At 71.4% G+C, this 26411-nt stretch carries 19 protein-coding genes, 1 tRNA gene and 1 riboswitch; of the genes, 12 read left to right on the top strand and 8 right to left on the bottom strand.

What is annotated here, in order from left to right; genetic code table 11:
- Positions 1 to 143 precede the first annotated feature (143 nt).
- The 10 genes from OG861_RS34290 (at position 144) to OG861_RS18935 (ending at position 13818) form a co-directional block, all read left to right on the top strand.
- Positions 144 to 560 (top strand): hypothetical protein, encoded by a 417-nt coding sequence (locus OG861_RS34290; protein ID WP_443056526.1) that lies wholly within the window; start codon positions 144 to 146, stop codon positions 558 to 560.
- Positions 561 to 608: 48 nt separating this feature from the next.
- Positions 609 to 1964 carry a type VII secretion integral membrane protein EccD gene (gene eccD, locus OG861_RS18975; RefSeq protein ID WP_329195800.1) on the top strand — a complete coding sequence of 452 codons (1356 nt, stop codon included), beginning with the start codon at positions 609 to 611 and terminating at the stop codon, positions 1962 to 1964.
- Between the two features lie 61 nt (positions 1965 to 2025).
- The gene (locus OG861_RS18970; RefSeq protein WP_329195802.1) at positions 2026 to 3249 is read left to right on the top strand and encodes a MinD/ParA family ATP-binding protein; all 1224 of its coding nucleotides are present in this window, start codon (positions 2026 to 2028) and stop codon (positions 3247 to 3249) included.
- Between the two features lie 22 nt (positions 3250 to 3271).
- Complete coding sequence (eccCa, locus tag OG861_RS18965) at positions 3272 to 7246, top strand: type VII secretion protein EccCa (protein WP_330261820.1); 3975 nt, start codon at positions 3272 to 3274, stop codon at positions 7244 to 7246.
- A gap of 159 nt (positions 7247 to 7405) precedes the next feature.
- Positions 7406 to 8824, top strand: coding sequence for a DUF6177 family protein (locus tag OG861_RS18960; RefSeq protein WP_329195806.1), 1419 nt, complete (start codon positions 7406 to 7408; stop codon positions 8822 to 8824).
- 141 nt (positions 8825 to 8965) lie between these two features.
- Entirely contained in the window at positions 8966 to 9298 is a 333-nt protein-coding gene (locus OG861_RS18955; protein ID WP_329195807.1) for a hypothetical protein, read from the top strand.
- Positions 9299 to 9340: 42 nt separating this feature from the next.
- Positions 9341 to 9652 carry a pore-forming ESAT-6 family protein gene (locus OG861_RS18950; RefSeq protein WP_329195808.1) on the top strand — a complete coding sequence of 104 codons (312 nt, stop codon included), beginning with the start codon at positions 9341 to 9343 and terminating at the stop codon, positions 9650 to 9652.
- A 25-nt stretch (positions 9653 to 9677) separates the two neighbouring features.
- Positions 9678 to 10118, top strand: a complete 441-nt coding sequence (locus tag OG861_RS18945) for a DUF6507 family protein (protein ID WP_329195809.1) — start codon at positions 9678 to 9680, stop codon at positions 10116 to 10118.
- Positions 10115 to 12961 (top strand): hypothetical protein, encoded by a 2847-nt coding sequence (locus OG861_RS18940; RefSeq protein WP_329195810.1) that lies wholly within the window; start codon positions 10115 to 10117, stop codon positions 12959 to 12961. Before OG861_RS18945 ends, OG861_RS18940 begins: the two co-directional genes overlap by 4 nt.
- Positions 12958 to 13818 carry an immunity 49 family protein gene (locus OG861_RS18935; RefSeq protein WP_329195813.1) on the top strand — a complete coding sequence of 287 codons (861 nt, stop codon included), beginning with the start codon at positions 12958 to 12960 and terminating at the stop codon, positions 13816 to 13818. The genes OG861_RS18940 and OG861_RS18935 overlap by 4 nt, the downstream gene beginning before the upstream one ends.
- Before the next feature lie 341 nt (positions 13819 to 14159).
- On the opposite strand, the gene OG861_RS18930 is transcribed toward OG861_RS18935, so the two are convergent.
- A tRNA-Leu gene (locus OG861_RS18930) sits at positions 14160 to 14244 on the bottom strand.
- Positions 14245 to 14650: 406 nt separating this feature from the next.
- Between OG861_RS18930 and OG861_RS18925 the strand changes: the two genes are divergently transcribed.
- Both OG861_RS18925 and OG861_RS18920 read left to right on the top strand, forming a co-directional pair.
- Positions 14651 to 15412, top strand: coding sequence for an ABC transporter ATP-binding protein (locus OG861_RS18925; protein ID WP_329202245.1), 762 nt, complete (start codon positions 14651 to 14653; stop codon positions 15410 to 15412).
- A gap of 53 nt (positions 15413 to 15465) precedes the next feature.
- Positions 15466 to 18018: an ABC transporter permease gene (locus OG861_RS18920; RefSeq protein ID WP_329195815.1), complete on the top strand. Its 2553-nt coding sequence runs from the start codon at positions 15466 to 15468 to the stop codon at positions 18016 to 18018.
- Positions 18019 to 18111: 93 nt separating this feature from the next.
- Here the strand turns inward: OG861_RS18920 and OG861_RS18915 are convergent, their stop codons facing one another.
- The 7 genes from OG861_RS18915 to OG861_RS18885 all read right to left on the bottom strand — a co-directional run bounded on the left by OG861_RS18915 (position 18112) and on the right by OG861_RS18885 (position 26079).
- The gene (locus OG861_RS18915; protein WP_329195817.1) at positions 18112 to 19485 is read right to left on the bottom strand and encodes a cyclopropane-fatty-acyl-phospholipid synthase family protein; all 1374 of its coding nucleotides are present in this window, start codon (positions 19483 to 19485) and stop codon (positions 18112 to 18114) included.
- Positions 19486 to 19780: 295 nt separating this feature from the next.
- A complete protein-coding gene (locus OG861_RS18910; protein ID WP_329195819.1) occupies positions 19781 to 21160 on the bottom strand; it encodes an NAD(P)/FAD-dependent oxidoreductase in 1380 nt (459 codons plus the stop codon).
- A gap of 473 nt (positions 21161 to 21633) precedes the next feature.
- Positions 21634 to 22605 carry a Ppx/GppA phosphatase family protein gene (locus OG861_RS18905; RefSeq protein WP_329195820.1) on the bottom strand — a complete coding sequence of 324 codons (972 nt, stop codon included), beginning with the start codon at positions 22603 to 22605 and terminating at the stop codon, positions 21634 to 21636.
- Positions 22602 to 23141 (bottom strand): DUF501 domain-containing protein, encoded by a 540-nt coding sequence (locus OG861_RS18900; RefSeq protein ID WP_329195822.1) that lies wholly within the window; start codon positions 23139 to 23141, stop codon positions 22602 to 22604. The genes OG861_RS18905 and OG861_RS18900 overlap by 4 nt, the downstream gene beginning before the upstream one ends.
- 40 nt (positions 23142 to 23181) lie before the next feature.
- A complete protein-coding gene (locus tag OG861_RS18895; RefSeq protein WP_136213601.1) occupies positions 23182 to 23670 on the bottom strand; it encodes an FtsB family cell division protein in 489 nt (162 codons plus the stop codon).
- Positions 23671 to 23792: 122 nt separating this feature from the next.
- Entirely contained in the window at positions 23793 to 25088 is a 1296-nt protein-coding gene (eno, locus tag OG861_RS18890; protein WP_329195824.1) for a phosphopyruvate hydratase, read from the bottom strand.
- 262 nt (positions 25089 to 25350) lie between these two features.
- On the bottom strand, positions 25351 to 26079 hold the full coding sequence (locus tag OG861_RS18885) for a transglycosylase family protein (protein ID WP_329195827.1): 729 nt from the start codon (positions 26077 to 26079) through the stop codon (positions 25351 to 25353).
- A 3-nt stretch (positions 26080 to 26082) separates the two neighbouring features.
- A riboswitch (cyclic di-AMP (ydaO/yuaA leader) is annotated at positions 26083 to 26254 on the bottom strand.
- Positions 26255 to 26411: the final 157 nt, after the last annotated feature.

The following is a 26411-nucleotide window of genomic DNA, read 5'->3' as shown; positions in this document are numbered from 1 at the left end:
GCGGCCGTCGTGAACAAGAGTAATGCGTTAGCAAAGAAACCACCCTACTGCTGGAGGAGGATCTTAAGAGGGCCGCGCGTGTTCCAAGCTGATAAATGCTTTATGTTGCACAGGCAAAACACGGGGGAGGCGGCGGACGGCGCATGGCACGGGACTACGACAGCCAGTTGCTCGAATCGGTGGCGGTACGCCGCCGCAGGATGCGTGACGCCCTGCTGTTCGGCGCGCAGCGGGCGCGGCGCACCGCGGACGAACGGCTCGGGAAGATGTTCGCGGGCATCGCCATCGCGGCCGTCCTGTGCGCGGGGTGCGTCGGATGGTCCTTCATCCAGGCCACGCTGGCGAAACAGAAGGCCGAGCAGCAAAAGCAACAACAGCAGCAGAGCCAGATGCGGCAGTACGGCCAGCCGCCCGGCCCGCTGCCCGGGCCGTCGGGCTCGCCGGGCGCGTCGAAGACCGTCGGGCCGGGCGCGACGGAACACCCGTCCTCGAAGTCGCCGAAGCCGTCGAAACCGCCGTCCCCGCCCGCGGCGAAGTCGCCCCGTCCGAGCGGCTCGTAGAAATTCCGTCCCGAAGGCACGCGACACCGCGATGGTAGGTTCCTGCAAGTGGTGAGCACAGCAACGACTTCCCGAGCACAGCTGTCCCGGGTGACCCTGGTCGGCGAGCGGCGCCGGGCCGACATGGTCCTGCCCTCCGATACGCCGATCGGGCAGCTGCTCCCGGACATACTCCAGTTGCTCGACGACCGGGCAGCCTCGCGGCCGATGACGCGCCAACTACTGACCTCGGACGGCTCCGCGCTCCCGCAGGACAGCACCCTCGCTTCCGCCGGCATAGCCGACGGCGCGGTCCTACGGCTCGTCAGGATCCACTCGGCGCCGCCCGCCCCCGTCGTGCACGACGTGACCGACCTGGTGGCCGACGACCTCGACCTGCGGGCGTGGCGCTGGCGTCCCGCCGCCCGCCGGGGCAGTGCCGGGGTGGCGACGGTCGTGTTCACGATGACCGCCGCGCTGCTCGCCCGGCGCGAAGTCGCCCTCGACTCCCTGGCCGCCGCCCTGCTGGCCGTCACGCTCGTCCTGCTCGCCGCCGGCGCGCTCGGCGCCCGGATCGGGCAGGGCAACCGGGGCCTCGCCACCGCGCTGCTGTTCGCCTCCGGGGGGCTCGGCGTGCTCACGGCGTGGACCGCCGCCGACGCCCACCACTGGTCCTGGCAGCTACGGCTCGCCGCCGTCGCGGGGGCGCTGCTCGTGACGCTCCTCATGCTCGGCTGCTTCTCCCCGCTCGGCCGCGGCGGGCTCATCGGCGCGGGGGCCGTCGCCGTCATCACCCTCGTGTGGGAGGCCGTCGCCGCCGTCCAGAGCGAACCGGCGCGGCTGGGCACGGTCATGGCCCTGTTCTCCGTACTGCTGCTCGGGCTGCTGCCGCGGTTCGCGCTGATGGCTTCGGGCCTGACCGCGCTGGACGACACGCGTTCGGGTGGCGCCTCCGTCAGCCGCCACCAGGTGGGCAACGCGCTCGCCGCCACGCACCGCGGCCTCGCCCTCGCGACGGTCGCGACCGCCGTCTCGGCCGCCGCGGCGGGCTGGCTGCTCACGCTGGCCGGGGAGCCGAGCGTGTGGACCGTGGTGCTGCCGTCGCTCGTCGCGGTGGTGCTGCTGTCCCGGGCACGGGCGTTCCCGCTGGTCGCCGAGGTCGTGGCGCTGCTGGCCGCGGCGGCCGTCCTCCTCGTACGCCTGGTGGTGCTGTGGATCGGGCACGGCGGCGGTACGGGGGCGATCGTCGTGCTGTGCGTGGCCGCGCTGCTGCCGCTGCTCGGGCTCGCCGTGCAGCCCCCGGAACACGTGCAGGTCCGGCTGCGGCGCACCGCCGACTTCGTGGAGTCGGTGGGGGTCGTGGGGCTGTTCCCGCTGAGCGTCGGGGTGTTCGGCGTCTACGGGCAACTGCTCGACAAGTTCTGAGTCAACTCGCAGGCGGCTCCGGGCGGGGCGGCAGGTCGGTACGAGAGGGGTAGGGGCAGGGATGCCGAGCGGAGAGAACTGGCAGGGCGACGTCCTGCGCGACCTGAGGGGCGGGGCCCAGCAGCCGCACCCGCAGGGGCAGGAACCGGTCCGGCCGGACCCGCAGGGCGCGACCCCGGCCCACGATGCGGTCCCGGCCCAGGGCGCCGGGGCTCCCGCGCCCGGGTACCCGTACCAGGCCGCGGCCGGGCAGCCCCCCGTCCCGCACGCCCCCGCCCCACACGCCCCGGCCACCCAGGCCCCGGCGTACGGATACCCGCACCCCGCGCAGGGCGCCGCCGAGGCCGCGGGCCGGCCCGGTCGCACGCTCGACTCCCGTCCCGCCGTCGACCCCGGCCTCGTCCGTGCGGGCCGGGGGCCCCGTAACGGCGAGCCCTTCGTGTCCCGCGCCGTCGGCGCGCTCTGGCGAACCGTTTCCTCATCCGTCGCCCGCGAGGTCGCCGACGCCTCCCGCACCGCCGAGCTGCTCCAGCAGCCCGTGACCACCGGCCGCCAGATCGCCGTCACCTCCATCCGCGGCGGCGCCGGCAAGTCCACGGTCGCCGCCCTGCTGGGCACGACGTACGCGCACTACCGCCAGGACCCGGTGCTCTTCGTCGAGGCCGACCCGGCCCTCGGTTCGCTGCCCATCCGGCTCGGAGCCGAGTCGCTGCGCTGGACCACCGGTGACCTCGCCGGGATCATCGAGCCGCAGATGTCGCTGCTCGACGTCACCGGCTACCTCGTCCAGCTGCGCGACAACGCCTGGCTGCTGCCCGGCAGCCAGGGCCAGATCGGCGCCATGCTCGACACCCGCTCCTACGAGCGGGCCATGGTCGCGCTGCGCCGCTACTTCGGTGTGACGGTCGTCGACTGCGAGACGCTGCCCGCCGAGGTCGCCCGGGTCGCGCTCTCCGCCTCCCAGGCCCGCGTCCTGACCACTCCCGCCACCCTCGACGGCGTCGCCAGCACGTACGCGGTGCTCCAGTGGATGCAGGGCCTGCCCCCGCACGTGATCGCCGGAACGGTCGTCGTCCTGACGGAGCAGGCCCCGCACGCGGGCATCGACGTGGAAGAGGCGGTGCGCATGCTGGGGACCACCGGTGCGCGCGTCCACGTCCTGCCGCACGACCGCCACTTGGCGGACGGGGGCGTCATCCGCAGCGACCTGCTGGCCCGGGCGACGAGGTCGGCGGCCACCCGGATCGCCGCGGACGCCTTCCAGCTCTCCCAGAAGCGCCACTGACGGACGACGACGGACCACGAAGATGAGCACCCGACTGATCCACCGCCCGGCCAGGACGATCAGGCCCCCGGCCGCCTCCGAGGCCCGCACCATCGAGGCGCCGCCCAACCTCCCCGAGGGCAAGGCCGGCAACATCGCGATGTCGCTGCTGCCCGTGGCCGGCGTGATGTCGTCGGTCGTGATGATGACGGTCGTCCGCAACAGCCAGTTCGCCGCGCTCGGCGCGCTGATCCTCGTCGTCACCGTCATCGGCTCGGTCGGCCTCGTCTTCTCGCAGCGCGGCAAGGCCCAGCGCACCCGCCGTACCCAGCGGGAGGCCTACCTCGCCTACCTGGAGGACCTCCGGGAGGAACTCGCCGCCGAGGAGCGCGAGCGGGCGGAGCGCGCCGGCGTGCTCAGCCCGCCCCCGAGCGCCCTGTACGACATCGTGCGGGACCCGGCCCGGCTGTGGGAACGCCGCCGCGTCGACGAGGACTTCCTGCGCGTGCGCGTGGGCACCGGCGAGATGCCGGTACGCGACCTGCGGATCGCCGAGCAGGGTTCCACCGTCCTCACCCCGCCGGACCGCTTCATGCTCAACGAGGCCTCGGCGCTGACCGCCCGCTTCCGCACCGGCACCGAACTGCCGCTGACCGTCCCGCTGGACCGCGTCGGCAACGTCACCGTGATCGGCCCGCGCGAGGACGGGCTCCGTGTGGCCCGCGCCCTGATGATGCAGGCCGCCGCCACCCACGCCCCCGACGACGTGGCCATCGCGCTGGCCGTGCCCGGTGACCGGCTCGCGGACTGGGACTGGGCCAAGTGGCTGCCGCACCTGCTGGACCCCGAGCAGCTCGACGGCCCCGTCGCCGCCCGCCGGATCGCGCCGTCCGCGCCGCAGCTCGCGCGTCTGCTGGGCCCCGAACTGCGCCGCCGTGCCTCCTACGCCGCCGAGGTGCGCCGCGGGCTGTCCGGCAAGGACGCCCTGTCGATGACCTCCCGGCTGCTCGTCATCGCCGACGGGCACGGGGAGGACGCCGTCGAACTCCCGCGCCCCGACGACGCCGTCGGGCTGCGCGAGATGGGTGTCACCGTCCTGCACCTCCTCGACCAGCGCATCCAGGAGCCGGGCCAGGTCGGCGTACGGATCACCGTCGAGGGCGACCGGGTGCTCATAGAGGACCTGCGCGACGGGGAACCGGTCAGCGCCCACGGAACGGTGGACGAGGTCGGCGCCCCCTTCGCCGAGGGCCTGGCCCGGATGCTCGCGCCGCTGCGCCTGTCCGCCGAGTCGCTGATCGACGCCCCCCTGTCGGGCCCCGTCGACTTCGCGAACCTGCTGGGCATCGCGGACGTGGCCCAGCTCGACGTCAACGGCCTGTGGGCGCCGCGCGGGGAGCGGGCCTTCCTGCGCGTGCCCATCGGCATCAGCGACTCCCACGAGCCGGTGCTGCTGGACTTGAAGGAGTCCTCCGAGCTGGGCATGGGCCCGCACGGCCTGTGCGTCGGCGCGACCGGTTCCGGCAAGTCGGAGCTGCTGCGCACCCTCGTCCTCGCGCTGGTGGCGACCCATCCGCCGGAGGACCTCGCGCTGGTCCTCGTGGACTACAAGGGCGGTGCGACGTTCGCGCCGTTCGCCGGTCTGCCGCACGTCGCCGGTGTCATCACCAACCTGGAGAACCAGGCCGGTCTGGTCGAGCGCGTGCACGCCTCGCTCGCCGGCGAGGTCAAGCGCCGCCAGCAGGTGCTCAAGGACGCGGGCAACATCGCCGACATCGGCGACTACAACGCGCTGCGCGCCGAACGCCGGCCCGATCTGGAGCCGCTGCCGCACCTGTTCGTCGTCATCGACGAGTTCGGCGAACTCCTCACCGCCAAACCGGACTTCATCGACCTGTTCCTGTCCATCGGGCGGATCGGCCGCTCCATCGGCGTGCACCTGCTGCTCTCCAGCCAGCGGATCGAGGGCGGCAAGCTCAAGGGCCTGGACACCTACCTCTCCTACCGGCTGGGGCTGCGCACGTTCTCCGCCGACGAGTCCCGCACGGTCCTGGACACCACGGACGCCTTCCACCTCCCGCCGCTGCCCGGCTTCGGCTACCTCAAGGTGGACACCAGCCACTACGAACGCTTCAAGGCGAGCTACGTCTCCGGCGCCTACCGGGGCCCCGTCGAGCGCGCCGACGAGCAGGACACCGGGCCGCTGGCCCTCCCGTACGAGGCGTTCAACAGCCCGGCCAGGCCGGAGGGCGCGCAGGGGCAGGAGCCCACCGCGCGGCGCCGCGAGACCGGTCCGACCGAGCTGGGGATCATCGTCGGCCAGCTGGAGCAGGCCGCCGCACCGGTGCGGCGGATCTGGCTGCCCCCGCTGCCCGGCGCGATCGCGCTGGACACGGTCGCGGGCCCGCTGGACGTGGGCCCGCGCGGAATGCAGCTCGCCAGGCGGCGCGGGCGGCTCGCGGTGCCGCTCGGCGTGCTGGACGACCCGACGAAGCAGTGGCAGGGCGAGTGGTACCTCGACCTCACGGTCGCGGGCGGCCACGCCGCCGTCATCGGCGGGCCGCAGTCCGGCAAGACGACCCTGCTGCGCACCCTGGTCCTCTCGCTCGCGCTGACCCACACCCCGCAGGAAGTCGGCGTGTACGGCCTCGACCTGGTCGGCGGCGGGCTCCAGGCCCTCGCCGGGCTGCCGCACGTCGGGGGGATCGCCAGCCGGGCGGACCGCGAGCGGGCGGCGCGGACCGTGGAGGAAGTACGCACGATGCTCGCCGCCCGCGAGGAACTGTTCCGCGAGCACGGCATCGACTCCGTCGAGCAGCTGCGCACCCTGCACGCGGCGGGCCGGCTGCCGCAGCTCGCCTCCGCCGAGATCGTCCTGGTCATCGACGGCTTCGGCGCGCTGCGCGACGACTTCGAGAGCCTGGACGACGCGGTCGTCGACATCCTCAAGCGCGGCAGCGGGTACGGCATCCACGTCGTCGCCGGCATGCTGCGCTGGAACGACGTGCGGATCGCCACCCAGTCGAACTTCGGCACGCGGGTGGAGCTGCGGCTGAACGACCCCAGCGAGTCCAGCGTCGACCGCAAGCTGGCCGAGACGCTCTCGCCGGACGAACCCGGCCGCGTCCTGACCGACCAGAAGCTCTTCGCACAGGTCGCGCTGCCCCGGACGGACGGGCTGGCCGACCCCTCGGAGCTGGGCGCCGTACTGGAGCGCACGGCCCGTACGGTGCGCGCCACCTGGAGCGGGGAGACCGCCCAGCCGGTACGCGTGCTGCCGCACGTGCTGGAGCCGCACCTGCTGCCCGGTCCCGCCGCCGAGCCGAAGCGGGTGCCGATCGGCTTGGACCAGCAGGCGCTCGCACCGGTCCTGGTGGACCTGTTCGTGCACGACCAGCACCTGCTGGTCCTGGGCGACAGCGAGTGCGGGAAGACGAACCTGCTGGCGACGATCGCGGGCGGGTTGATCGAACGCTACGGCGAGGAAGAGCTGGTCTTCGCCGTCATGGACCCGCGCCGCGGGCTGCGCGGGGTGGTCCCGGAGGAGTTCAACGGCGGCTACGCGTACAACGCGAAGCTGTGCGCCGGGCTGTCCGCCGGCATCGCCACCGAGCTGGAGCGGCGGATGCCCGACGACACCGCGCCGCTGGAGGACCTGGAGCCGGGCAGCTGGGGCGGCGGCCCGCGGATCGTCGTACTCGTCGACGACTACGACGTACTCACCACGGCCGGGCAGTCGCCGCTGGCGCCCTTCCTGCCGTATGTGCCCTCGGCCGCGGACATCGGCCTGCACTTCGTCCTGACCCGCCGGGTCGCCGGTGCCTCGCGGGGCATGTACGAGCCGTTGGTGCAGGGGCTGCGCGAGTCGGGCGCTTCGGCCCTGGTCATGGCGGGCGACCGCAGCGAGGGCCAGCTGCTGCCCGGGGTCTACGCCTCGCAGCAGCCCGCCGGGCGGGGGGTGCTGGTCCGCCGGGGCCAGTCGAGCCGCCTGATCCAGACCGTGTACGGGCGCGGGTGACCCGCGAACGGCCGGCCGCGGGGTGGACCGCGTAAGGCCGGCCCCGGGGTGGACCGCGAACGGCCGGCCCCGGGTGGACCGCGTAAGGCCGGCCGCGGGTGAGCGCCGGACCCGCGCCCGTTTCCCGCATGCACTTCGACCGAAGGATCTGACCAGCACATGACCAAGGACGTCGTCGCCCTCACCGAGCGGATGCCCGACCCGTGGACCGTGCTCGCCGGACTGCTCTCCGGGGGCCCCGACAAGCTGGTGAACGCGGCCGCCGAGCGGGCCGTGGTGCAGCTGTGCGACGAGCAGGGCCGCCCGCTCGTCTCCATCGAGGCGCCGCTGCTGGTGCAGGTCGAGGGGGAGGCCGAGCGGCTGCTCGGAGCCACCGCCCCGCCGGTCCCCTTCTGGTGGACGGAGGCCCGCGCCACCACCGGCGTCGAGGACGCCGCCCGGCTGGCGGGCACCTTCGCGGCCCGGCTGGCCGCCCTGGCGGGGGGCTCCGCATGGCCCCGCGAGCCGGGGCGCGCGCTGGGTGTGGTGCGGACCGAGGGGGTGGGCGTGGCGCCGGAGCCGGCCGCCGCGCAGCCCGCCGTCGACGTGCTCACCGACCGGGTGGCCGTCGTCATCCAGGACCGCCCGGTGGTGGCCATGACCGCCTGGCTCTCCGACGCCTTCCGGGCCGCCGCCGAAGCCGAGCTCGGGCTGCAGATCGTCACCCCGCCGGGCACCACCCTCTCCCCCGCCGTCCGGGAAAACCTGAGCGGCTGGCCCTCGCGCTGGGTGGTGCAGGACGAGCGGGACGGCTACTACGACGGCCTCACCGGGGCCGTACTGCGCTGGCAGAGCGGGCTGTTCGCCCCGGTCGAGGCGCTGGACGCGACCGCCGAGGACCCCCGTACCCCGGTGGCGGCCGCGTTCCGGGAGGTCTCCGCGACCGGGGAACGGCAGCTGGCCGTCACCTTCCGCGCGGTCCACCCCGCCGATGAACGGCTCGTCCTTGGGGGCGCCCTGGAGGCGGTGTGGCGGGAGCTGACCGGCGGGCCGCCGGCCGGGTGGGGCACCGCGGAGCCGGCCAACCTGCCGTGGTCCCCGGCCCGGCTGACCGACGTCGCGTACGCGCGGGCGCCGGAGCCGACCTGGTTCGTGGTGGTCGGCGGGCCGGAGCGCCCGGGCGTCGCCACGGTGCGGGTCCGGCGCACGAAGGCGGGCGTCGAGGAGGAGGTCACCCTCGCGTTCGGCTACGGCGCGGACGAGGAGCCCCCGGTGGACGCCCTGACCCGGACCGCCGAGGTGCTCGCCACCCGCCACGGCCTCCAGTCGATGCTCGTACAGCTGCGCAAGGCCCGCCGCGACCTGGCGGTGCCGCCGCGCTTCGAGGGACCGGGCGTGCCGGTGGCCTTCGTCCTGGGTGCGGAGGAGGTCCGCGCGATGCCGGGCGACCGGGCCCGCAACACCCCGCTGGCGCAGCGGCCGTTGGCGCTGGGTCCCAAGAGCCGGCCGGCGCTGTACTACCCGCTGCCGGGAGACCCCTCCGACCTGGCCGGATGGGCGGACTTCGAGCTGCTGATGAGGCATCTGAAGGGCGCGTGAGGGAGCCTTTTGGCATGCCGGTGGGGACGGCCGATGCGATGTCCGGCTTTGGTCACAGCTGCCGGTAGCTGGTTGCGAAAGCGATGTAGGTTGGCAGAATTGGCCATACTTACGGTCGTTCTCTGGTGATGGGGGTGTGGGATGAAGTTCGACATGGGGACGCAGGTTCTGACGAACCTGATGTCGGGGTCGCGGAACTCGAGTACGGATCTGGGAACGCTGATCCAGCAGTTGATCACGGCGGCGCATCCGTTGGAGGGCAAGTTCAACGGTCAGGGCAAGGTCGCGTTCGACTCGTTCAAGGAGCACTCGGACGGGATCACGAAGGAGCTGAACGCGGCTCTGTCGGCGATCCTGGGCGGTCAGTCGGGTATGGAGCAGGCCTTCGGCACCGGTGACCACGAGCAGGGTGACAACGCGCGGCAGCAGATGTCGGCGGCGAACTTCGACGCGGCCCGCTTCGCCGGCCGCTGAACGTTGCAAGTCTCTTCAACCACACGGGGAGTGTGATGTGTGATGGCCGGTGGCACGGACCGTCGTTCGTATGACACGGGTGCCTCGACCGAGGCGCAGGGCAACATCCAGGTCGTGATCGGGCAGCTGGAGCAGGTGATCGCGGCTCGCGACGCGCAGGTGAAGGCGGCGATGTCGGACTTCGCGGCCGATGGCGTGGCGGATGAGTACCACGGCAAGGAACTGCGCTGGAAGAACGCGTCGCAAGAGGTGAAGAACATCATCCACCTGTTGAAGTCGACGCTGGAGAAGAACGACGCGACGGCGCAGCAGACGATCGCGCGGGCGAAGGCCGCGGTCGACAACATCGGCTGAGCAGAAACGGTTTTTCGGGGGACGTATGACGGCGTGGGACATCAAGCCGCAGGGTGTGCAGAGCCAGCTCAAGCTCACCGGTGAGCGGGCGGGCGAGCTGGAGAAGGCGCTGAACGCGCTGATGACGCACATGTCGGAGGCCGCGTACGCGGCGGGCACGGCGGTGCCGGGTTCGGCGGCGACGGTGCCGAACGCGGCGCGGCAGGGGCCGGTGGCGACGGGGCAGGTGGCGTTGTCGCACCGGGGCACGACGGGGCCGGTGGGTGCCGCGCTGTCGCAGTACTTGGAGAAGCGCCAGCCGGACGTGAAGGCGATGGTGGACCGGATCCAGGCCGCGGTGCTGGGTGCGGCGAAGGCGACGAACGAGTACATCGAGGGTGACCTGGACGCGGCCAAGCACGCCCAGGACGCGGCGAAGAACGTGCGGCTGGATGAGCTGCGGGACGCCACGGGGGGCGCGAAGTGAGCAACGATCCGGTCAACCCCGCCGAGGTCCCGGTGTTCACCGGTGAACTCGCGGTGCTGGACGAGAAGGTCAAGGCGCTGTCGGGGGACGGCGGCGCGCTCGCGAACGCCGGCTCGTCGGTGCACACCACCTTCGGCGGGATGTCCGCGTACTACAAGGCGCCCGAGGCCGAGCAGCTCTTCGCGGTGACGAAGCCGGTGGTGGACACCACCTTGTCGTTCTCCTCCGACATGTGCACCATCGCGGGCGCGCTGGGGACGTACGCGAACGAGATCCGCCCGCTGGTGAAGAAGCTGGAGACGCTCAAGGCGGAGGCGGCGTCGTTCAAGTCGAAGGTCTCGCACGACGACAAGTGGACCGAGGACGGGGATCTCATCGATGAGAACCTCGACCGGCGCAACGAGATCGCCGAGGTGTGGTCGCAGTTCCAGGCCGCGGAGACCACGGCGTACAACAAGATCGTGGCGCTGGTGTGCGGGGTGCCGCTCAAGCTCGACGACGGCTCGCACGGCCCGAACATGTACGGCTACGACGCGGAGGCGCTCAAGCACTCGAAGTCGCTGCCGTGGGGTGACGCCGTCCAGGAGTCGGTGCCGTGGTGGCAGGTGTGGGAGCACGCCTACGACTTCGGCAAGGGCGTCATCGTCGACGGCGTGTGGGGCACCATCAAGGGCCTGGGCACGCTGGTCGGCTTCGACGGCTGGGACGCCACGAAGCAGGCGTGGACCGGGCTGGCGAAGCTCGCCACCGGTGTGTCCATCGCCATCATCCCGGGCGTCGGTTCGGCGTACATGGCGATGCCGGGCAAGTACCTCCCGTCCTGGCTGCGTGATTCGCGTACGGCGATGAAGGAGACGGGCAAGGCGCTGCTGGCGTGGGACCAGTGGAGCGAGAACCCGTCGCGGGCGGCGGGCGCGGTCACCTTCAACGTGGTCACCGCGATCTTCACCGACGGCGCCGGCGCGGCCGCCTCGGGCGCGGGCAAGGCGGGCGTGGCGGCGAAGGCGCTGTCGTTCGCGGGCAAGGCCGGGCGGGCCATCGACCCGATGACGTACGTGTTCAAGGGCGCGGGCGCGGGCCTGTCGAAGATCGGCGATGTGATGGCCGGCCTGCGGGGCATCGGCAAGGTCGAGATCCCCAAGATCTCCGACGGTGCGTTCGCGCTGCCCGACGGCTCGACGATGCTGCCGGACGGAACGATTCACCTCCCCTCGGGCACCGCGGTCCCGGAGGGTGCGATCAAGCTCCCGGACGGGGGCATCAAGCTCCCCGAGGGCACCGCCACCCTGCCGCCGGGCACGGTCAAGCTGCCCTTCGACGACAGCCCCGCGAAGTACATGGACCCCGAGGGCCACCTCTACAAGGAAGACGGCAGCCTCTACCAGCACGCCGACGACGCCAAGGCCGAGAAGACCCCGGCCACGGCCCACGCCCCCAAGGTGGAAACCCCCGTCCTGGTGGGCGCCGGCGCCCGCGGCGGCGACGACATGATCCGCCTCGGCTCCGACATGTCCGACCCCGTCCACGTGGGCGACCACACCCCGACCGGCCACGCGGGCGACCACACCCCCGGCGGCCACGCCCCGGACGGCATGCCGCGCAACGACCTCGACACCACCCCCGGCGGCGGCACCTCCCACCCGACGCACACCCCCTCCACGGGCGGCCCCCACCCCGACGGCCCGGGCACCGGCGGCCACCCCGACGGCCCCTCGACCGGCGGCCCCCACCCCGACGGCCCGGGCACCGGCGGCACCCACCTCCCGGACACCCCCGGCACGGGCGGCTCCCACCTCCCGGACACCCCCGGCGGGGGCGGCACCCACCTCCCGGACACCCCGGGCGGGGGCGGCCTGGACGACGCTGCGCGTGCGGGCGACGGGACAGCCGGCAACAGCCCGGTCACCCGGGAGCCGGTGGAGCGGCCCAGCTTCATGCAGGACGGCGACAACCCCTACGGGCCGCACCTGACAGAGGCCCAGGTCGAAGAGATCCAGGTGTACCGGGCCAACGAGGAACCGGGTTATTTCGACGACTACTACAAGAACAACGGAAATCGGAAGAACCTCGATTTCGTAGACGAGAGCGGTTCCACGCCACCGCAGCTCACCAGGGCGGACGAAAATTCTCCCTGGATTCGTGCGAAGGACGCTCCCGAACCGCCTACACCTCACTACCTCGACCCGAAGTACGTGCACGAGACTCCGGGTTCGATCACCGATCCCGCACGTCTTGACGGGCTGAAGGAAGCCACCCGGAAGCGCTTCTATTCAGTATGGGCGGATCAGCTCGCCGATACGTTCAAAAAGGAAGCGGACGCCAACCACGCGCTTCACGGCACGGAGGACACCGCGCACGACCTGGCGGAGGGTCGCGAGGCGTACCGTCACTACCACAAGTCGATGATCGAAGAGACTGGCGCCTACGGCGAGTACGTCGCAGAGCACCATTACATCGCTGAGCACTACGCCGGGTCCACGAAGGAAACGCTGCACGGCCCCAAGAACGGAAATGACCAGTTCGACCAGGTGTGGCGCACCGCGGACGGTCGTTACGTCGTGGTCGAAGCGAAGAGCAGTGTCGACACCAAGCTCGGCGGCCGAAACCTCCCCGACGGACGCAGGGTTTCACAAGGCTCCCAGGAGTACTTCTTCGACATCATCCGCGAAATGAAGGAGCGCGGTAAGAAGATCCCGAGCGAGCGGAAGCTCGCGAAGGCACTGGAAGACGCCTTCGACGACGGGAATCTGGAATACGTCGTCGTCAAGGGCGACCGAAACGGGCTCCAGTACAGTGGCTACCAGTACCAGCGCTTCGACATCAGTAAGGGGACCCTCCGGTGACCACCATTGTCAGTAGGCACTTTGCGTCACCGGGGCCCACGGAAGAAGAATGGGCAGAGTCACTCGGCGAGGATCTGGCCGATGACATCGACAGGCTGGAGCGGCGCCCCCACGCCCTCGGGCGCGTCTTCAACAACGCGCTCCTCCACCTCGGCGCACGTTGCACGGTCGACCCCCGTGCGGCGAAGCTGGAGACCTGGGAAGCGGTTGTCAACGCCCTTCAGGTGGGGTCCGCCATCTTCGCCACGGCTTCGGCGACCGAGGGAACCGTGGAGTGTCGGATCAACCGTCAGATCCGAACACTGCCGGCCACGGGCGCGGATCAGGGCCTCACCGACCTCGGGACGTGGCTGACCACGTTCTGGCTCGCCGTGGTGTGCCGGGACCAGGTTCGCATCACCGAACTGGCCCGCTTCCCACTCGATCGCCTCCATGACGGCGGATTCGACGAGTTCGTCCGGCACTGGGTCGATACGTTGCAGACGTACTGGTTGCAGGGGCCCGACTTGGTGGCGAAGTTGACCCGCGCCGTCGAAATGTCGACTCCGGGCATCGCCGTCCAAGCTCCACGGGAGCTGTTGGAGGCGGTGCTGGCGCCGCCGATCAACCTCTTCTACCTGTTCATCACCCAGAACGCGGTCGGGTTCAACGAGGCGTTGGTACAGGCACTGGAGCTACACAAGGCGTACTGGACGGCTGACGAGAAGCGAGTGGAAAGCCCTGGTGGTCATCTCGCCCTTGCCCCCTTGGCCATCGCGTGCTTCGCCTTCGACGGCAAGATGCCGGTCGAGGTCGAGTCGGGCTACCTTCCGCACCACCTGCTGACCCGCGGGTGGCTCGGCGAATTCCCCACCTGACAGGCGGACCGGACGCGTCGGTTCACGGCTCACCACCTTCCACGTGGCCGTCGTATGCCCGCGCAAGGACCAACTTGGCCGCGAGTCGGCGGCAGCGTGCTGAGATTCGGAAGTCCTGGCTGCCGGCGCCGCAGGTGCACTCGGAGCTCCGGCCCGGCGCGCGGCCGACGCGTTCGGGGAACTGGTCATCGGAGCGCGTCCACGATCACGTGGCGGCCGCGTTCATCGAGTCGGTGACGGCCCGGCCCACGGGCTCGCGATGAGGCGGAGGGGCGGTGTTCCGCCCGGTCGTACGCCGGCGGGGCGGCCGTGGTCACCGGCGCGCCCCTGCCCCGCGTGCGTGGTGCCCGGAGCCGGACTTGAACCGGCACGGCCCGAAGGCCAGCGAGGTTTAAGCTCGCCGTGTCTGCATTCCACCATCCGGGCAGGGCGTGGCGGCCCCCGTGGAAAAGCTGTGGACGCCCAGGGTGAGCCTATCCGTAAGTATCCCTGCCCCGACCTGGGACTCTGTCCGATGTTGTCTGATTCTATTGACGCTTGAGTGGTCGTCAGGTGCGATAACGCACGGTCGGCACCTCGCGGGCGACGATCTCCCCCGCGCGCATTTGACGGGATTTCGCCTCCCCGCGCCACCCCACCCGCCACCCCGCGCACGGCGCTCTCAAAGGGAGCGGCGTCATACCAGAGGAGGAGGCGCGCGCCCCCGTGTCAGCCTCCAGTGGGCCGTCGAACCGGCACCGCGGCTGATCCGGGGCGGGGGTGCGTGCGGCGAGGATGGAAGGGTCCCGCCCCAGCGCAGCATCCCGCTCGACAGGAGTCACCCGTGACCGCCATGAACTACGCCCCCACCACCCAGGCGGTGGCCGCCCGTGCCACGCAGCTGTCCAAGGTGTACGGCCAGGGCGAGACCCAGGTGGTCGCGCTGGACAACGTCTCCGTCGACTTCGGCCAGGGCCGGTTCACCGCGATCATGGGCCCCTCCGGCTCCGGCAAGTCCACGCTGATGCACTGCGTCGCGGGTCTGGACACCTTCTCCGGCGGCTCCGTACGCATCGGCGACACCGAACTCGGCTCCCTCAAGGACAAGCAGCTGACCCAGCTGCGCCGCGACAAGATCGGCTTCATCTTCCAGGCCTTCAACCTGCTGCCGACCCTGACGGCCCTGGAGAACATCACCCTCCCGATGGACATAGCCGGCCGCAAGCCCGACCGGCAGTGGCTGGACTCGGTCATCCGGATGGTCGGCCTCTCCGACCGCCTCGGCCACCGCCCCACGCAGCTGTCGGGCGGCCAGCAGCAGCGCGTGGCCGTGGCCCGCGCCCTCGCGTCCCGGCCGGAGATCATCTTCGGTGACGAGCCCACCGGCAACCTCGACTCCCGCTCCGGCGCCGAGGTACTCGGCTTCCTGCGCAACTCCGTCCGCGAACTCGGCCAGACCGTCGTGATGGTCACCCACGACCCCGTCGCCGCCTCCTACGCGGACCGCGTCATCTTCCTCGCCGACGGACGCATCGTCGACGAGATGCTGAGCCCGAGCGCCGACGGCGTCCTCGACCGCATGAAGGCCTTCGACGCCAAGGGCCGCACCAGCTGAGGGACGTCCCCTCCCCGTCCCCGCTGACCCCCGACCTACTGGACGCCTCCACCATGTTCCGTACCGCCCTGCGCAACGTACTCGCGCACAAGGCCAGGCTGTTGATGACGGTGCTCGCCGTCGTCCTCGGCGTGGCCTTCGTCTCCGGCACGCTCGTCTTCACCGACACCGTCGGCAAGGCGCTGTCCGGCCAGTCCGCCAAGAGCTTCGACGGCGTCGCCGTCTCCGTCACCGCCAACGGCCCCTCCCGCAACGACGACGGGACCAAGGAGGGCGAGCCGGGCATCAGCACGCAGACCCTCGACAAGGTCAAGGCCCTCCAGGGGGTCGACACCGTCTCCGGCCGCGTCTCCGGCTTCGCCGGTGTCGCCGACCCCGCCGGCAAGCTGATCGGCAGCGGATGGGCCAACCGCGGCTCCAACTTCGCCCCCGTCAAGGACGGCAAGGACCCGCGCTACGCCTTCACCCAGGGCAACGGCCCCGCGAAGGCCGACCAGATCGCCCTCGACAAGGAGACCGCCCGCCGCGGCGAGTACGCGGTGGGCGACAAGGTGCGGGTGGCCTCCAACGGCCTGCCCACCGAGTACACCCTCTCGGGCGTGTTCACCACCGAGGACGGCCAGGTCAACGCGGGCGGCTCGCTGGTGCTGTTCGACACGGCCACCGCCCAGAAGCTCTACCTGGCCCCCGGCTTCTACGAGGAGCTCTCGGTCAGCGCGAAGCCCGGCACCACGGCCGACCGGCTGCTGTCCGAGGTCACGCCGCTCCTCGGCAAGGACGCCACGGCCAAGACCGGCGCCGAGCTGGCCGCCGAGCAGGCCAAGAACATCGAGCGGCAGATGGACACCACCAACCAGATGCTGCTGACGTTCGCACTGATCTCGCTGTTCGTCGGCATCTTCCTGATCTACAACACCTTCACCATGCTGGTCGCCCAGCGCACCAAGGAGCTGGCCCTGCTGCGCGCCATCGGCGCCAACCGCGGCCAGGTCAAGCGGTCCGTGCTGGCCGAGGCCCTCGTCGTCGGCGTGGTCTCCTCCGCCGTCGGCCTGCTGGCCGGTGTCGGCCTCGCGGTCGGCATGCGCTCCGTGATGGACTCCATCGGCGCGAAGATCCCGGCCGGCCCGCTGGTCATCAGCCCGGTGACCGTCGCGAGCGCGATCGCCATCGGTGTCCTCGTCACGCTCCTCGCGGCCTGGCTGCCCGCCCGCCGCACCGCCCGCATCGCCCCGGTCGCCGCCATGGGCAGCGCCCACCTGCCGGCCACCGCGAAGTCCCTGGTGCTGCGCAACAGCATCGGCGGCGCGCTCACCCTGTTCGGCCTGGCCGGGATCCTCGGCGGCGCGCTGATGGGCAAGGACGGCAAGATGATCATCGGCGGGGGCGCGTTCCTCACGATGATCGGCATCATCGTGCTGCTGCCCGCGCTCTCCCGCCCGGTCATCGCGGCCCTGCGCCCGGCGCTACGCAAAGCGTTCGGCGTCGCCGGCAAGCTGGCCGCGCAGAACGCGGTGCGCAACCCGCGCCGCACCGCCGTCACCGCCGCCTCGCTCGCCATCGGACTGACCCTGGTCACCGCCCTGTCGGTGCTCGGCGTGACCATGGGCAAGGCCGTGGACCGCATGACCACCGACAAGCTCAAGGCCGACTACAAGATCTCGCTGTCCGGCGGCTTCGGCGGACTCGACCAGAGCGTGATCGGCGCGCTGGCCAAGGCGCCGGGCGTCAAGGCCGTCTCCCCGCAGCAGGCCTCCTACCTGCGCTTCGACGGCGGCAAGGCGTCCCGCTCCGTCTCCGGCGTCGAACCGGCCACGATCGGATCGCTCCTCAACATCGAGGTGGTCACCGGTTCGCTGGACAGCCTCGGCAAGGGCCAGGTCGCGGTCGCCGACACGACGGCGAAGTCCCAGGGCCTCCAGGTCGGTTCGGTGCTCAAGGCCGCCTTCGACGACAACAAGAAGGCCGATCTGGTGGTGGGCGCCGTCTACAAGGAGATGGACGGCATGCTCTCCCCCTACGTGCTCGACTACAAGATCCTCTCCGCCCACGAGGAGAAGCCGTACCTGCCCGAGGTCTTCGTCAAGATGGACGGCGGCCCCTCCGCCAAGGCCCAGCAGACCCTCGTCGACGCCCTCGGCAAGAACCCGGCGATGAACATCGCCACCCAGCAGGACATGCGCAACGAGCTGGGCGGCGCGATCAACACCGCGCTCAACATCATGTACGGGCTGCTCGGCATGGCGCTGATCATCTCGGTGCTCGGCGTCGTCAACACCCTGGCCATGTCCGTCTACGAGCGGACCCAGGAGATCGGCATGCTGCGCGCCATCGGCCTGGACCGGGGCCGGGTCAAGAACATGATCCGCCTGGAGGCCATCGTGATCTCGCTGTTCGGCGCGGTCATCGGTGTCGTCCTCGGTACGTTCATCGCCTGGGCCGTCGGCCAGACCATCAAGGACGGGGTGCCGCACTACGCACTGGTCGTCCCGTTCGACCGGATCGCGATCTTCATGCTGCTGGCCGGTGTGGTCGGCGCCCTGGCGGCCATGTGGCCGGCCCGCAGCGCCGCCCGGCTGAACATGCTGACCGCCATCAAGACCGAGTAGCCACGGCCGGCCCGCGCAGGAGGGCCCCGCGACCGGAGTTCCGGTCGCGGGGCCCTTCGCATGCCCCCTGCGCGCTACGGGGTCTGCGGCGCGCTACGGAGTCTGCGGCGCGCCCCACTCGCGGGCCCGCAGCGGCATCCCGGAGACCCCGCCGTCCCCCGGGCGCACCGCGAGGACCTGGTTGACGCCGAGCCGGTTGTGCTCGAAGCCGAGCGCGGAAGCCGCCATGTACAGCAGCCACACCCGGGCGCGGCCGGGGGAGGTCAGCCGGACGGCCTCGTCCCAGTGCCGCTCCAGCCGGGCCACCCAGGCCCGCAGGGTCAGCGCGTAGTGCTCGCGCAGCGCCTCCACGTCGCGGACCTCGAAGCCGGCCCGTTCCAGTTCGCCGACGGTGGTGCCGATCGGGGAGAGCTCCCCGTCGGGGAAGACGTAGGCGTCGATGAACTCGTCGATCCGGTAGGCCTCTTCGTCGGGCTCCGGCCGCCGGGCGATCTGGTGGTTCAGCAACCGGCCGCCGGGCCGGAGCAGCCCGTGCAGGGTGTGGGCGTACTCGCGGTAGCGGGCGGCGCCGACGTGCTCGGCCATGCCGATCGAGGAGATCGCGTCGTACGGGCCGTCCTTGACGTCCCGGTAGTCCTGGACCCGGATGTCGATCCGGTCGGCCAGGCCCTCCTCGGCGACCCGCTTGCGGGCGTAGACGGCCTGCTCCTGCGAGAGCGTGACGCCGGTGACCTGGACCCCGTACTCGCGGGCCGCGTGCAGGGCCATGGAGCCCCAGCCGCAGCCGACGTCGAGCAGGCGCCGGCCGGGGGCGAGGTCGAGCTTGCGGCAGACCAGGTCGAGCTTGTCGCGCTGCGCGTCCTCCAGGGTGCCGCCGGGGCTCCAGTACGCACAGGAGTACACCATCGAGGGGCCCAGGACGTGCTCGTAGAAGGCGTTGCCGACGTCGTAGTGGTGGCTGATCGCCTGGCGGTCGCGGCCCTTGCTGTGGAGGGCGCCCCCGCGGCGGGCGGCCTCCTCCGGGGGCGGCGCGGGGGCCGGCCAGGGCCGGGCGAGGGCGACCAGGTCGCGTACGGCGGCACGCAGGTGGGGGTCTCGCAGCAGGGCGGCCGTCCCGGCGGCGCCGGAGGCGGCGGCCGGCCGGTGCGGGCGCGGGGCGGCGAGGCCGCTGGTCGCGGGCTTCGGGGCCGGGGCGGGCTCGCGCTCCCAGAGGAGTCCGGCCACCCGGTCCAGCAGCTCGAACAGGTCCCCTTCGACGGTCAGCTCTCCGGCCACCCAGGCCCGCGCCAGGCCCAGCTCGCCCGGCTTCCACAGCATGCGGCGCAGCGCCCGGCGGTGGTTCAGGACCAGGGTGGGGCCGGTGGACGGGCCGGCCTCGCTGCCGTCCCAGGCACGTATGCGCACGGGCACGGGGGCGCCCAGCAAGGTTTCGGCGAGAGCGGCCAGCCGCGGCGCGGCGTCGGTCATGGCAGGCACCTCCAGAAGTTCCGACCGGACGGCCTACCCAATTCCGGCGAGGGTTAGGCCCTTTACGGACGATCTTCGCGGAGGCGGCTCAAAGAACCCTCCAGGACGGCACGAGGCGGCCGTGCCCGGGGCCCCGCCCCTGAGTGCGCCCCGGCACCCCCCGGCTGCCGACGAGGGGTGCCGGACGAGGCCGGACCCGGCGGGAACGCCGAAGGGGCCGCCCGCACCACGGATGGCGGGCGGCCCCTTCGGGGACGTGCTGGTCGTACTCAGGCGTGATGCGGCTCGCGCCGCGTCAGGAGGCCTTCGCCTTCTGCGCCGGGGCCTGGGCGGCGGCCGGGGCCGGCTTGGCGGCCTCGTAGAACTCCTCGCGCGGGGACTCCAGCGCACCGAGGGAGACGACCTCGCGCTTGAGGAACATGCCGAGGGTCCAGTCGGCGAAGACGCGGATCTTGCGGTTCCAGGTCGGCATGGCCATGCCGTGGTAGCCACGGTGCATGTACCAGGCGAGCCGGCCCTTGAGCTTGATCTTCATCTTGCCCATGACGATCATCGCGACGCCCTTGTGGAGGCCGAGACCCGCCACCGCACCCTTGTTGGAGTGCGAGTACTCGGTCTGCGGGAAGCCCCGCATGCCCGAGATGACGTTGTCGCCGAGGACCTTGGCCTGGCGCAGCGCGTGCTGGGCGTTCGGCGGGCACCAGGCGTTCTCGACGCCCGCCTTGCGGGCGGCGACGTCCGGGACCTGGGCATTGTCGCCCGCGGCCCAGATGTAGTCGGTGCCGGTGACCTGGAGGGTCGGGGAGGCGTCGACGTGACCGCGCGGACCCAGCGGGAGGCCGTAGCGGGCCAGGACCGGGTTCGGCTTGACGCCGGCGGTCCAGACGATGGTGTTGGAGTCGACCTCGAGGCCGTTCTTCAGCACCACGTGGCCGTCCACGCACGAGTCCATGGAGGTGTTCAGGTAGATCTCGATGCCGCGGGACTCGAGGTGCTCCTTGCCCCAGGTGCCGAGCTTGGGCCCGACCTCGGGAAGGATCTTGTCCGCCGCGTCGACCAGGATGAAGCGCATGTCCTCGCGCTTGATGCTGGAGTAGTACTTGGCCGCGTCGCGGGCCATGTCCTCGACCTCACCGATGGTCTCCGCGCCGGCGAAGCCGCCGCCGACGAAGACGAAGGTGAGGGCCTTGCGACGGACGTTCTCGTCCGTCGTGGACTCGGCCTTGTCGAGCTGCTCGAGTACGTGGTTGCGCAGGCCGATGCCCTCTTCGACGCCCTTCATGCCGATGCCCTGTTCGGCGAGGCCGGGGATCGGGAAGGTGCGGGAGACGGCGCCGAGCGCGATCACCAGGTAGTCGAAGGGCAGCTCGTACGCCTCGCCGACGAGCGGCGTGACGACGGCGACCTTGCGGTCCTGGTCGATGCTGGTGACCCGGCCGGTGAGGACCTCTGCCTTGGGCAGCACGCGTCGCAGCGGGACGACGACGTGCCGAGGCGAGATGCTGCCTGCGGCCACTTCGGGGAGGAAGGGCTGGTAGGTCATGTACGAGCGCGGGTCGACGACCGTGACGGTCGCCTCGCCGTAGCGCATCTTCTTCATGATGCGCTTGGCTGCGTACAGGCCTACGTACCCACCTCCTACAACGAGGATCCTGGGACGCTCCGTGGTGCTCATGGAACGAGTATCCAGCACCCACAGGGGTGACGCTCGTGAGCCCCTTCACAAGGTGCTCGGAACCCTCTGCTACACTGCGCCGCCCACGTGACCCACGTCATGGCGCCGAACGGGAACCACGGTGTAACGCCACACGTTGTTCACCCGTCCTGAACTGGCCTGTAAGGCCGAAAACGGAGTAGACCACCGGGTTCGTGGATACCTACCGACCCGCACGCCCGGCCTCCGGCAATCGCACGAACGCGCGCACAAAAAGGGCCCGCAGGGCCCGCGAGCGCCCCTTGGGACCCTCCGCGTCACCCTGCGGACCTCTTTTCCTTGTGAAGAACTTCACGAAGCTCGTGCATTCGAAGGCTCTTCCGGCTCCCGAACAGGCCGCCACAAGGTCGGATCGACACCCGCTCCAGGCCCGAACCACCCCCGGACCAGGCCGACTCAGGTCACGGACCGCCGCAGCCGCACGCGCCGACGGGTCAGGAAGGGCGCTTCGCCGTCTCCCCCGCGCCCGCGGCGGCGAAGGCGATGCCGTCGAGGATGTCGTGTTCCGAGACGACGACCTCCGAGGCGCCGACGCGGTCCATGATCGCGAGGAGGACGAGGGCACCCGCGCCGATGACGTCGACGCGGCCCGGGTGGATCACCGCGAGGGCCTCCCGTTCGGCGTGCGTGGAGGTCAGCATCCGTTCGGTGACCTCGCGGACCTTCTCGTACGGGATCCGGGCGTGGTGGATCGCCGAGGAGTCGTACTCGGGCAGGCCCAGCGCGATCGCGGCGACGGTGGTCACCGAACCGGCGAGGCCCACCAGGGTGCGGGCCCGGCCCAGCGGCACGGTCTGCGAGGCCAGGTCGAGTGCCGCTTCGACGTCGGCCCGTATGGCGGCGACCTGCGCCCCGGTCGGCGGGTCGCTGACGACGCCGTCCACCACCAGGTGCCGTTCGGTCATCCGGACGCAGCCCACGTCCACGGAGCGGGCCGCCTCGACGTGCTCCGAGCCGACCACGAACTCGGTGGAGCCTCCGCCGATGTCCACGACCAGGAACGGCCGCTCCAGGTCGGTGCGGCCCGTCAGCTCCGCGGTGGCGCCGGTGAAGGAGAACTCCGCCTCCTGGTCGCCGGTGATCACCTCGGGCTCCACGCCCAGGATGTCCAGCACCCCCCGGACGAACTCCTCGCGGTTCTCGGCGTCCCGCGAGGCCGACGTGGCCACGAAACGCACCCGCTCGGCGCCCAGTTCCCCGATGACCGCCGCGTACTCGCGGCAGGCCGCGAACGTGCGCTCCAGCGCCTCCGGGGCCAGCCGGCCCGTCTCGTCCACGCCCTGGCCGAGCCGGACGATGGTCATCCGGCGGTCCAGCTCCACGAGCTCACCCGTCGCCGGGTCGCAGTCGGCGACCAGCAGGCGGATGGAGTTCGTACCGCAGTCGATGCCTGCCACCCGGGTCACTGCGACGACTCCTTCTCCCCCGTGCACGGCGTGACGCACGGCCCCTTGGCCCACCACTCGGGCAGCATCGCCAGCGCCTCGTCGCCGAACGGGTTCACCCCGGGCCCGGCCGCCAGCGAGTGGCCGACCAGGACGTGCAGGCACTTCACCCGGTCCGGCATGCCACCGGCGCTCGGGAAGCCCTGGAGCACCTCGATGGCGTCGCGGCGGGTGATGTAGTCCTCGTGCGCGGCCCGGTAGGCGGCGGCCAGCTCGGGGTCCTCGGCGAGCCGGGCCTGCATCTCCCGCATCACGCCGTTGGCCTCCAGCGTGCCGATCGCACCGGCGGCGCGCGGGCAGGTCAGGTAGTACAGCGTCGGGAAGGGGGTGCCGTCGGGGAGCCGGGGCGCGGTCTCCACGACGTCCGGCTGCCCGCAGGGGCAGCGGTGGGCGATGGCGCGCAGGCCGCGCGGCGGGCGGCCGAGCTGCTGCTCGAACGCCTCGATGTCCGCGGCGGTCGGCTCGGTGCGGTCGGTCTGGGGCGGGGGCGTCTGCATGCCTGGAGTGCGTCTCTTCGTTTCGTATGGGTGGTCTGGGTCAGTCGCCGGGCCGGTCGGCCTTGTCGACGCCGTCCCAGACGTTCGAGTACCAGGGCCGGTCGGAGCCGGCCTGCCCGGTGCGGCGGTGTTCGGCGGCCTCGGCCCCGGGGTCGTTCATGATGTAGCCGATCTCGCCCGGCCGCAGGAAGTGCAGGTGCTTGCGCGCCTGCTGCTCGGCGTAGGCCGGGTCCTGCCAGCGGGCCTTCTCGTCGCGCAGCTGTTCGAGGCGCTTGCGCGCGCCGTCGGCGGCCCGCTGCTGGTCCGCGATCTCCGAGCGCTGGGACACGTACTGGCGCATCGGGTACGCGAGGGCGACGACCAGCGTACAGAGGACGAGCACCAGCAGCGCCGCCCGGCCGGTGAGCCGGCTGCGGCGGACCTGGCGGCGCGACTGCGAGCGGTAGACGTGGGCGGCGGTCCGCTCACCGAGCTGCTTGAGCCTCGTCGCGGTCGAGAAGGTGGAGAACCGATCCCGGTTCCCGGCCATGGCCCCGCCTCCCCTGCGCCCGCACTACGCAATACGTCCCCGCACACGGTACGGGACCGAGTGCGGGGACGTACGGAGGCAAGAGGGTAATTACCCCTCGCCCTCACACCTGTCTGCCGTGCCTACTGGTCCGCGGAGCGGAACCGCGGGAACGCCGAGCGGCCCGCGTACACGGCGGCGTCGTCGAGGATCTCCTCGATGCGCAGCAGCTGGTTGTACTTGGCGACGCGGTCCGAGCGGGCCGGGGCGCCGGTCTTGATCTGGCCGCAGTTCACGGCGACGGCGAGGTCGGCGATGGTGACGTCCTCGGTCTCGCCGGAGCGGTGCGACATCATGCACTTGAAGCCGTTGCGCTGCGCCATCTCGACCGCGTCCAGCGTCTCGGTCAGCGAACCGATCTGGTTGACCTTGACGAGCAGGGCGTTCGCGGAGCCCTCCTCGATGCCGCGGGCCAGACGCTCCGGGTTGGTGACGAAGAGGTCGTCGCCGACGATCTGGACCTTGGAGCCCAGGCGGTCGGTGACGGTCTTCCAGCCGGCCCAGTCGTCCTCGAACAGCGGGTCCTCGATGGAGACGAGCGGGTACGCCTCGACGAGCTCGGCGTAGTACTCGGTCATCTCGGCGGCCGAGCGGGACTGGCCCTCGAACTCGTACTTGCCGTCCTTGTAGAACTCGGACGCGGCGACGTCGAGCGCGAGCGCGATGTCCTTGCCCGGGGTGTAGCCGGCCTGCTTGATGGCCTCGACGATGAGGTCGAGCGCGGCGCGGTTGGACTCCAGGTTCGGGGCGAAGCCGCCCTCGTCGCCGAGGCCGGTGGAGAGGCCCTTGGTGTGCAGGACCTTCTTGAGGGTGTGGTAGACCTCCGCGCCCCAGCGCAGCGCCTCGGAGAAGGACTCCGCGCCGATCGGGGCGATCATGAACTCCTGGATGTCGACGTTGGAGTCGGCGTGCGACCCACCGTTGAGGATGTTCATCATCGGGACGGGCAGCAGGTGCGCGTTCGGGCCGCCGAGGTAGCGGAAGAGCGGCAGGTCCGAGGCCTCGGACGCGGCGTGCGCGACGGCGAGGGAGACGCCGAGGATGGCGTTGGCGCCGAGGGAGCCCTTGTTGTCGGTGGCGTCCAGGTCGAACATGGCCTGGTCGATCAGCCGCTGCTCGGTGGCGTCGTAGCCGACGAGCTCCGGGCCGATCTGCTCGATGACGGCGAGGACGGCCTTCTCGACACCCTTGCCCATGTAACGGTTGGGGTCACCGTCACGGAGCTCGATGGCCTCGAATGCACCGGTGGAGGCGCCGGACGGGACTGCAGCACGGCCGGTGCTGCCATCGTCGAGGCCCACCTCGACCTCGACCGTGGGGTTGCCTCGGGAGTCCAGGATTTCCCGGGCTACGACGACGTCGATGGACGGCACGAGCATCTCCTTCTGGGATGTGACGCTGGGTGTGCGGTGGCGGGGGACCGTGGGACGGCCCTGCCGACTAGAGCCTAACCGGCTCCGGGCACTGGACCGGCCGACCGCCCGGCCCCTGGGACGAAAAACCGGCCGGACACCCGTTTTCCGGGACAAAGGGACCACCCTTCGGCCCCGGTTCCGGGCGCACCCGTACGCGCACGCGCCACCGCCCGGCGCGTGGGGGGTACGCGCCGGGCGGTGGTCGGATTCGGTGTTACCCGATGGTTCAGCTGAGCTTCAGCTTCTGGCCCGGGAAGATCAGGTCGGCGTCGGACACGATGTCCTTGTTCAGCTCGAACAGCTTCTCCCAGCCACCCTTGACGCCGTTCACCTCGGCGATGGTGCCCAGGGTGTCGCCCTCCTTGACCTCGTACGAGCCGTTGCCCGTCTTCGGGGCCTCGGTCTTCGGGGCGGCCTTCGGGGCGGCCTTCGGAGCCGGGGCGGCCTCGGAGCGCTCGGAGCGGGTGACCGGGGCCTCGGGCCGCTTGGTCTCCTTCTTCGGCGCCGGGGCGGCCTTGGTCTCGGTCTTCGGCTTCGGCTTGGGGGCCTCGGCCGCGCCGCCGCCGCTGTACGAGGAGTTCGACAGGCCCACGCCGCAGGACGGCCACGCGCCCTTGCCCTGGCCCTTGAGGACCTTCTCGGCGATGGCTATCTGCTGGGACTTCGAGGCCTGGTTGGCCTGCGCGGCGTACGCCTTGCCGCCGTAGGCGGCCCAGGTGGAGGACGAGAACTGCAGGCCGCCGTAGTAACCGTTGCCGGTGTTGATGGCCCAGTTGCCGCCGGACTCGCAGGCCGCGACGCGGTCCCACTCGGAGGCGGTCGCGGCGCTCGCGGAGCCGGCTGCCATGAGCGGCGCGGCGACGGCGACACCGGCGACGCCGGCGAGCGTGACGATGCGGGTGGTCCGCTCAATGGCCGTGGCGCGGCGGTGCTTGCCCTTGCCGGAAAGCAGCATGGAGTTTCTCCTCACCGACGCCTGCGAGGTGAGCTGTCGGGTTCGGGCGAGTGAGTTGCCCGGCCGCGCGACCAGCGCGCGGCTTAACCCCTAGCCGGTTCCATGACCGTCTCTCAACGGCCGTTCCCGGCGCCTACCTTGGTTCCCCCGCTCCTGCCTTCGGCGCTTTACGCGACGACTGTTCTCTCCGTCCGCCGGCAGGATTCGGCGATGCGGTCGAAGAGGCTCGCGGTGGCGAGCGATTCAGAAGGTAGACAGGTCTCTCCCCGATGTTCAACGAGGGACATCGGGGAGAAATCGACCTGCTTGCGTTCCGCTTAGGGGCGTTTTCG

This window comes from Streptomyces sp. NBC_00539 (assembly GCF_036346105.1).
Classification (GTDB): domain Bacteria; phylum Actinomycetota; class Actinomycetes; order Streptomycetales; family Streptomycetaceae; genus Streptomyces.
Note: the sequence above shows the minus strand (reverse complement) of the source record. Positions and strands in the feature narration are given on the sequence as shown.

Coding starts and splice junctions, on each gene's coding strand:
- OG861_RS34290 (WP_443056526.1), top strand. CDS start 144: ATGGCACGGGACTACGACAGCCAGTTGCTCGAATCGGTGGCGGTACGC.
- OG861_RS18970 (WP_329195802.1), top strand. CDS start 2,026: ATGCCGAGCGGAGAGAACTGGCAGGGCGACGTCCTGCGCGACCTGAGG.
- eccCa (WP_330261820.1), top strand. CDS start 3,272: ATGAGCACCCGACTGATCCACCGCCCGGCCAGGACGATCAGGCCCCCG.
- OG861_RS18960 (WP_329195806.1), top strand. CDS start 7,406: ATGACCAAGGACGTCGTCGCCCTCACCGAGCGGATGCCCGACCCGTGG.
- OG861_RS18955 (WP_329195807.1), top strand. CDS start 8,966: ATGAAGTTCGACATGGGGACGCAGGTTCTGACGAACCTGATGTCGGGG.
- OG861_RS18950 (WP_329195808.1), top strand. CDS start 9,341: ATGGCCGGTGGCACGGACCGTCGTTCGTATGACACGGGTGCCTCGACC.
- OG861_RS18945 (WP_329195809.1), top strand. CDS start 9,678: ATGACGGCGTGGGACATCAAGCCGCAGGGTGTGCAGAGCCAGCTCAAG.
- OG861_RS18925 (WP_329202245.1), top strand. CDS start 14,651: ATGAACTACGCCCCCACCACCCAGGCGGTGGCCGCCCGTGCCACGCAG.
- OG861_RS18920 (WP_329195815.1), top strand. CDS start 15,466: ATGTTCCGTACCGCCCTGCGCAACGTACTCGCGCACAAGGCCAGGCTG.
- OG861_RS18915 (WP_329195817.1), bottom strand. CDS start 19,485: ATGACCGACGCCGCGCCGCGGCTGGCCGCTCTCGCCGAAACCTTGCTG.
- OG861_RS18910 (WP_329195819.1), bottom strand. CDS start 21,160: ATGAGCACCACGGAGCGTCCCAGGATCCTCGTTGTAGGAGGTGGGTAC.
- OG861_RS18900 (WP_329195822.1), bottom strand. CDS start 23,141: ATGCAGACGCCCCCGCCCCAGACCGACCGCACCGAGCCGACCGCCGCG.
- OG861_RS18895 (WP_136213601.1), bottom strand. CDS start 23,670: ATGGCCGGGAACCGGGATCGGTTCTCCACCTTCTCGACCGCGACGAGG.
- eno (WP_329195824.1), bottom strand. CDS start 25,088: ATGCTCGTGCCGTCCATCGACGTCGTCGTAGCCCGGGAAATCCTGGAC.
- OG861_RS18885 (WP_329195827.1), bottom strand. CDS start 26,079: ATGCTGCTTTCCGGCAAGGGCAAGCACCGCCGCGCCACGGCCATTGAG.